The sequence below is a fragment of the Streptomyces sp. CBMA156 genome, from assembly GCF_014596515.1.
Lineage (GTDB): Bacteria > Actinomycetota > Actinomycetes > Streptomycetales > Streptomycetaceae > Kitasatospora.
Map to the genome: position 1 here is coordinate 1 of NZ_MSJQ01000340.1, position 7,253 is coordinate 7,253.

Below are 7,253 nucleotides of genomic sequence, written 5' to 3' on the forward strand. Positions count from 1 at the left end.
GGCCGCGGCCGGCACCGCCGTCGGCGCCGCCCCGGCGGCGCGGCAGCTCGCGGCCGCCTGCGACGTCTCCGCGTTCACCGGCAAGTCCGGTGCCGCGCTGGTCCAGCAGGTCAAGTCCGCCGGCCTCGACTGCATCGACACGCTGTTCCAGCTGAAGGGCAACGACGCCAAGGGCGCCTTCAACGAGGCCCAGATGGTCACCGTCGCCAACGCGCTGCGGGACGTCTCCGCCGCCTACCCGGGCGACAACTCCACTTCGGCCGGCCAGCTGGTGGGCTTCCTGCGGGCCGGCTACTACGTGCAGTGGTACAACGCGGACGCCGTGGGCCCGTACGGCGACAGCCTGAAGACCGCCATCCGCGGCGCGCTGGACGCCTTCTACGCCGCCCCGCACAGCAAGGACGTCACCGCCGCCAACGGCGCCACCCTCGCCGAGGCCGTCACCCTGATCGACAGCGCCCAGGAGAACGCCCGCTACACCGGCGTCGTCAAGCGGCTGCTGAACGACTACACCGGCAGCTGGCCCGCCGCGATGACCAGCGCCGTCGCCAACACCGAGACCGTCATCGAGCGCGGCTTCGACCTGCCGGAGTTCACCGCGGCCCTCCAGGCCGACCCGTCCTTCGCCACCACCGTGTCGTCCTTCGTCACCCGCAACAGCGGCCTGATCGACGGCGGCGACGTGGTCACCAAGATCGGCATCCAGCTGGGCAACTTCGTCGCCAACGACGCGCTGCGCGCCCAGGGCCGGCCGATCCTCAAGGACCTGATCAACCGCTACCCGCTGGTCGGCAACACCGGTCCGCTCACCATGAACCTGCTCTGGTTCACGGAGAAGAAGGACGCCGGCAACTGCTCGTACTACGGCACCTGTGACGTGCCCGCCAAGCTCGTCCCGCAGGTGCTCACCATCGACCACACCTGCAACGCCAACCTGCGCATCCGCGCGCAGGAGATGACCGCGCAGCAGCTCGCCGACACCTGCACCAGCCTGGTCAACCAGGACGCCTACTTCCACAAGATCGTCAAGGACGGCGGCCCGGTCCCGAACGACAACAACACCAACCTCGAGGTCGTCGTCTTCGACGACTACTACAACTACAGCCTGTACGCCTGGGAGATGTACAAGATCGAGGTCGACAACGGCGGCATGTACGAGGAGGGCAACCCGGCCACGGTCGGCAACCAGGCCCGCTTCATCGCCCACGAGGCCTCCTGGCTGCGCCCCGAGTTCCAGATCTGGAACCTCAACCACGAGTACACCCACTACCTCGACGGCCGCTACGACATGTTCGGCGACTTCGAGGCCGGCATGACCACCCCGACCATCTGGTGGGTCGAGGGCCTCGCCGAGTACGTCTCCTACGGCTACCGCAAGGAGCACTACGACGCCGCGGTCGCCCAGGCCGGCAAGGGCACCTACAGCCTGAGCACCCTGTTCGACACCACGTACGACAACGCGGACTCCACCCGCATCTACAACTGGGGCTACCTGGCCGTCCGCTACATGCTCCAGTCGCACCCCCAGGACGTCGACGCGCTGCTCACCAAGTACCGCGCCGGCGACTGGAACGGCGCCCGCACCCTGCTGAAGACCACCATCGGCACCAAGTACGACGCCGACTTCGCCGCCTGGCTCAAGGAGTGCGGCGCCGACAACTGCGGCTCGCTGCCCACCGAGCAGCCCAAGGCCCCGCTGTGCACCACCGCCGACACCCGGCAGTTCGACAAGAACTGCCGCCGGGACGGCGTCGCCGCCACCACCGGGAACTACAGCTACAGCTTCCTGTACCTGCCGGCCGGCGTGCAGCAGCTGACCATCACCACCAGCGGCGGCACCGGCAACGCCGACCTCTACTACAACGGCAACGCCTGGGCCACCACCGGCTCGTACAAGGCCAAGTCCACCAACGGCGACAACGGCGAGACCCTGACCATCGCCAACCCGCCGTCCGGCTGGGTGTACTTCAGCCTCTACGGGCAGCAGGGCTTCGGTGGCGTGACCGTCACCACGACCTACAACTGACCCGCTACGCGGTTCGCACCGCACGCACCGAAGGGCCCCGCGGCTTCGCGGGGCCCTTCCGCGTTCCCCGCCAGGGCCCCGGCGGGACTCCGCCGGGGCATTCCGCGGGTTATAACGATTCGACCATCGAATAGACCGTTAACACCGCGCAGAGATCGCATACTTTTCTGCCGAAGGGGTGTCCGGGAGGCGAAGTTTCGATTAGTGTCCATGAACAGATCAACCCGTTCGGCTCCCGGCGACGGAATGCCGAATACCTCTGACGGCTCGGGTGCGGCGGTGCCGCCGCACCCGCGATCCCAGGAATGGAGATTAGTCATGAAGATGATCAAGTCGCTTGTCAGGAAGTTCAAGAAGGACGAGGACCTCGCGAACCACGCGTGGGTGCTGCACGTCATCTGACGTGGTCAGACGTCGGCGGGGGCCTGGGTCGGCCGGCGCCCCCGCCGGCGCCTCGGCACGTTCGGAATCACTCCGCGGGCCGCCCCGGATTCGTTCCCGGGCCACTCCGGAACGCATGTCCCGGCCATTTCGAAATGGAGGCTCGATTACCGTGGAAGAAATGGCGACGGCGACCACCCGAAGCCGTTCCGTCGTGTACGCCCCGAGAATTCGGGAACTGCTGGACAGGGATGAGAAGGTGTTCCGGATCGACCCGTCCAAGGTCGGCGTCTCGGACTCCCGGCTGATGGCCGAAGTCGTCGCGGCACGCCCCGTTCTTTCCACCGAGCGCTCGGTCTACAAACCCGCCGCCGGCGCCGACATCCCCCACGACAGCGCGACCAGGACCATCCGCGCCCTGGGACAGGACGCCATGGCGGGCGTCCGGAAACCCCCGCCCCCGGCACGCGGGCTGTCCGGCCCCTGGCCCTACGCGGGCACCTCCTACCTGCGCCGCTGGCTGTTCGCCGCCGACCCGCTGCCGGTCTCCCTGCTGTCGAAGCGCGGCATCACCCGCTCCGACACCCTCTCCCGTCTCGTCGACCGCACCGTCACCGTCTGGCCCGGCTCCGCCGGCCACGAGGGCCGCACCGAACTGGCCACACTGATCCGCGGCGCCGACGACCCGCTGGAGCGCAGGCAGGCCGTCGCGATGTACCGGCGGGCGACGGCCACCCTCTGCGACGGCGTGGCCGCGCTGACCGGCAACGCCCTGTGGCTGCTGGGCCCCGGGCGGGCCCGGCCGGAGGACCGCGCGAACCTCACCACCGTCCTCTGGGAGACCCTGCGCCTGCTCCCGCCCGCCTGGATGCTGTACCGCAACGGCGGCGAGGCGTACACCGGGCTGCACCCCGAGATCCGCCCCGGGGACGACGTCGCGCTCTTCCCGCTGCTGATGCACCGCCACCCCGACTACTGGCCGGACCCGCTGGACTTCCGCCCCGAGCGCTGGGACGGCGTCGCGGACCCGGAGAAGACGCCCGCGTTCATGCCCTTCGGCTTCGACGGCGCCCGCTGCTGGGCCAAGCACCTCATCGTGCCGCTGGCCGAGCGCCTGCTGACCGTCGCCCTGGACAACCGCCTGACCGTCCACAGCCCGCAGCAGCAGGCCCACGTGCCGCTGCGCTCCCTGCTCTCCGTACGGTTCGAGGCGCGGGTCGGAGCCTGACCCGCCGGGCGCCGAGCACCGAGCACCGAGCACCGAGCACCGAGCACCCCGGAACGACCTGACACCACGGAACACCCCTGACACCACGGGACACACCATGGAATCGCCCACGCTCGCCGCCTGGGTCGGCGACGTCGAGAGTTTCACCGGCCGCCGGTGGCAGCGCGAGCCCGCGCTCTTCACCCCGGAGGCGCTCGCCCCGCCCTTCGACCTCGACGAGCTGGACGCCGCCTTCGACAGCGGGCTGCTGCGCACCCCGTACCTGGAGATGGTCCGCTCCGACAAGGTCACCATCCCGTCCGAGGCCTTCACCGCCTCCCGCGTGGTCAACGGCACGGCGCACCACGGCTTCGCCGACCGCGCGAAGGTGCTCGCCCTGCTGCGCCGCGGGTCGACGCTGCTGCTGCGCTGCGTCGACCAGTGGCACCGCCCGACCGGCGAGCTGGTGGCCCGGCTCTCCGAGGAGCTCGACCGGCGGATCGAGGCGTTCTTCTTCGTCACCCCCGCCGGCGGCCAGGGCCTCGCGGTGCACCGCGACGACGCCGACGTGTTCGTCCTCCAGGCCGCCGGACGGAAGACCTGGTACGTCCACGACGCGCCGGCGACGGCGGACTGGCGGCTCGGCGAACTCCCGGACGACGAGCGCTCCCCGCTGCGTCTGCGCGGCGTCCTCGAACCCGGCGGTGTGCTCTACGTCCCGCGCGGCTTCGCGCACCGCGCGGTCGGCGCCGGGGGCCTGTCCGCCCACCTGTCGCTGACCGTCCGCGACCTCTCCGTCCAGGACCTGCGCACCGCCCTGGAACGCGGGCTGGCCGACGGCCTCGGTCTCCCTGCGCGCCCGCTCGGCGAGGCCGCGATCACCGACGCCGGCGCCGCGCTGCTCGACCACGCCAGGGCCCGGCTCGACGCCCTCGGCCCCGCCGGCCTCCTGCACGCCGCCCGGGTCCGCCCACCGGTCACCCCGGCGCCCGCGGAGAGCCTCGCCGAGGCCGCCCGGACCTGGGAGTCCGGTGCGCCCGCCGCCGGGCGCACCGGACTGGCCACCGTCAGCCGTACCTGGCGCAAGCTGCGCGGCTCCGCAGCCGCCAGGGGCTGACCGCTCAGCCGGCCTCCCGTACGCCCAGGCCGGGGGTTTCGGCCCGGTCCCGGGGTGTGCTCCTCCCCTTGCTCCGGACGACCGCGAGGACGGTGAGCGTCACGGCGCAGAGCACGAGACCAGCCAGCACCGGGTTGACGTACCAGGGAACTATCACGGGGACCGTGCGGCCGTCGGAGCCGACATCGGCCACCCACCCGCGGCGTTCGCTTCCGGAAGCGGCCGGCGGCAGACTACGTGACATGCGATCAGATGATCAGAAGGACGTTCTGCCCGAGCCCGGGGTTCCGAACATCGCCGAGGCCCGCGCGGTCGGTCCCGAGGCGGCGGTGGAGGCCCGCTGGGAGATCCTCACCCTGAGGTGGGAGCAGGTCCGGCGGGAGGTCGGACACGGCCCGGACAGCGAGAACGCCGGTCTGGTACGGCTGCTGCGGGCCGCCCGCGCCGAGCCCCGGCTGGCCCGGTTCTTCCCCTTCACCAGCCACTACAACCTGTGGTTCAGCCTGGCGACCTCGCCCCCGTACGTGGTCGCGGGCATGCCGTACGCCGAACCGCTGTACCCCGGCGGCTACCACGTCCGCCGTCCGGGCGGCGGGGAGGTCATCGGCACGCCCGCCACCGCGGAGGAGGCGGTCGCCCTGCTGGTCGAGCACCTGCCGCCGGACCTCGGGCCGGTCTTCAACCACCCTGAGGACGGGCCGCGCTGAGCTGCACCGGGGTGGCAGCGGCGTGCGCCGAGGGTCACGATGGAAGCCCGGCCACCGCCGGCCCCCGCCCGATCGGAGCGCCATGAGCGACCAGCACAACGTCGTCCTGCTGACCTTCCCCGACGCCGGTGCCTGGCGCCCGGCCTTCGACGAGGCGCAGCGCCTGCCGGGCCTGCGGATGGTGGCGGCGATGGAGCGCAGCGCCGACGGCCTGCTGGAGGTCAAGGACACCTTCACCCGGGGCGCGGGCATGGCCACCGTCGGATCGGGCGTGCTGGGCGGCCTGATCGGGCTGCTCGGCGGGCCGGTCGGCGTGCTGCTGGGCTTCGCGGCGGGCGCGGCGCTCGGCAACGCGGCCGAGGAGCACCAGGCGGCCGAGGGCGGCGCCGGGCTGATCGTGCTCTCGCCCCGGGTGCCGGACGGCGGCGCGCTGCTCGCCCTGGAGATCAGGGAGTCCGCGCCGGACCCGGCCGACGAGCTGGCCGCCCGGCACGGGGCCGCGGTCGAGCGGATCGACGCGCACGACTTCACCGAGCGGATCCGGGCGGCCGAGAAGCGGGCGGAGGAGGAGACGGCGGAGGAGAGCGCGGGGGAGACCGCGGACGGGGGCCCGTCCGTCCAGGGTTCCTGAGCCCACGCGGAGGGCGGGCGGGCACCGGGCGCCCACCCGGTCCCCGCCCGCCGCCCGTCCGCCGTCACCGCTCCGTCACTCCGCCCGCAGCGCGTCCACCGTCCGCGCCCGCGCCGCCCGCACGGCCGGGATCAGCGCCCCGAGCAGCGCGATCAGCACCCCGCCCAGCCCGAGCAGGACCAGCACCGGGGTCCCGAAGACGTCCAGCGCGGCGGCCGGGAAGTTCAGCCCGGCGCTGTGGCCCATCGCGGGCACGGTCACCCCGTGCAGCAGCAGGCCCGCCGGCAGGCCGATCGCGCCGCCGACGGCCCCGACCAGGAGCACCGAGGCGAGCACCACGCCCACGGTCTGCGCCGGGGTCATGCCGAGCGCCTTGGCGACACCCGTGTCCCGGGTGCGCTCCCGGATCTCCAGCACGACGGTGTTGAACACCCCGAGCCCGGCGACCACCAGCAGCAGCAGCGTCAGGGTCGCGGTGAGCGAGTCCAGCGCGGCGATCGCGTCGCTGGAACCGTACGCTCCGCCCGCCTCGGCGGTCATCCGTGCCGGGGCGAGCGCGGCGCCGACGGCGGTGGCGTAGGCGGCGCGGTCGGCGCCCGGCTTCACCCTGACGAACCAGGAGTCCGGCCGCGGGGCCGTCCCCGGCGGGTAGCCGGCGGCGTCGGTGAAGAGCTCGTTGGTCTGCGTGTGCGGGTCGAAGACCTCGCCGACGATCCGGACGGTGAGGGCCCGGCCGTGGGTCGTGAAGGTCACCTGGTCGCCGATCCTGACCGAGGCCTCGGTCAGGAAGGTGGCGGGCGCGACGGCCTCGCCAGGGCCCCGGTACCAGCGCCCGGAGACCATCCGGAAGCCCGCCCAGGAGGCGTCACCGTCGAAGGCGGTCACCGTGGTGCTGCCGGCCACCCCCGGGACGGTGACGTCCTCGGTGCCGCTGCCGAAGTACGCGGCCGTGTCCGGCCGGGTGTCCAGCGCGGCGGTGACGACGGCCCGGTCGGGCAGGCCGGGCACGGCAGCGGCGGCCGAACCGGGCGGGCCGACCGGCCGCATCGGGTGCACCACGACGTCCGCGGTGTCGCGCGTCTTCGCCTCCTGCACCCAGCCCATCGTCCCGCCGATGCCCACCGCGAAGACGGCGGCCGCCGTGCCGAACAGCACCGCGGCGAGCATCCCGGCGGCCCTCGCCG

At 72.7% G+C, this 7,253-nt stretch carries 8 protein-coding genes; 6 read left to right on the forward strand and 2 right to left on the reverse strand.

What is annotated here, in order from left to right:
* The 4 genes from BU198_RS29410 to BU198_RS29425 form a co-directional block, all read left to right on the forward strand.
* Window positions 1-2,026 (forward strand): M9 family metallopeptidase (locus BU198_RS29410; protein ID WP_188299890.1); only part of this gene is annotated, 2,026 nt, incomplete at its 5' end.
* Between the two features lie 210 nt (window positions 2,027-2,236).
* Window positions 2,237-2,428, forward strand: coding sequence for a hypothetical protein (locus BU198_RS29415; RefSeq protein WP_188299891.1), 192 nt, complete (start codon window positions 2,237-2,239; stop codon window positions 2,426-2,428).
* A gap of 160 nt (window positions 2,429-2,588) precedes the next feature.
* Window positions 2,589-3,635 carry a cytochrome P450 gene (locus BU198_RS43505; protein ID WP_188299892.1) on the forward strand — a complete coding sequence of 349 codons (1,047 nt, stop codon included), beginning with the start codon at window positions 2,589-2,591 and terminating at the stop codon, window positions 3,633-3,635.
* A 97-nt stretch (window positions 3,636-3,732) separates the two neighbouring features.
* Complete coding sequence (locus tag BU198_RS29425) at window positions 3,733-4,731, forward strand: JmjC domain-containing protein (protein WP_188299893.1); 999 nt, start codon at window positions 3,733-3,735, stop codon at window positions 4,729-4,731.
* A 4-nt stretch (window positions 4,732-4,735) separates the two neighbouring features.
* Here BU198_RS29425 and BU198_RS29430 read toward each other — a convergent pair whose 3' ends face one another.
* Entirely contained in the window at window positions 4,736-4,975 is a 240-nt protein-coding gene (locus BU198_RS29430) for a hypothetical protein (RefSeq protein WP_188299894.1), read from the reverse strand.
* Here BU198_RS29430 and BU198_RS29435 point away from each other — a divergent pair.
* Both BU198_RS29435 and BU198_RS29440 read left to right on the forward strand, forming a co-directional pair.
* Complete coding sequence (locus BU198_RS29435) at window positions 4,974-5,438, forward strand: DUF6193 family natural product biosynthesis protein (protein WP_188299895.1); 465 nt, start codon at window positions 4,974-4,976, stop codon at window positions 5,436-5,438. The two genes, BU198_RS29430 and BU198_RS29435, sit on opposite strands and share 2 nt — an antisense overlap.
* 82 nt (window positions 5,439-5,520) lie before the next feature.
* Window positions 5,521-6,069, forward strand: coding sequence for a hypothetical protein (locus tag BU198_RS29440; RefSeq protein WP_188299896.1), 549 nt, complete (start codon window positions 5,521-5,523; stop codon window positions 6,067-6,069).
* 75 nt (window positions 6,070-6,144) lie between these two features.
* Here BU198_RS29440 and BU198_RS29445 read toward each other — a convergent pair.
* Window positions 6,145-7,253, reverse strand: a 1,109-nt coding sequence (locus BU198_RS29445) for an ABC transporter permease (RefSeq protein WP_188299897.1), incomplete at its 5' end; no start/stop codon positions are given.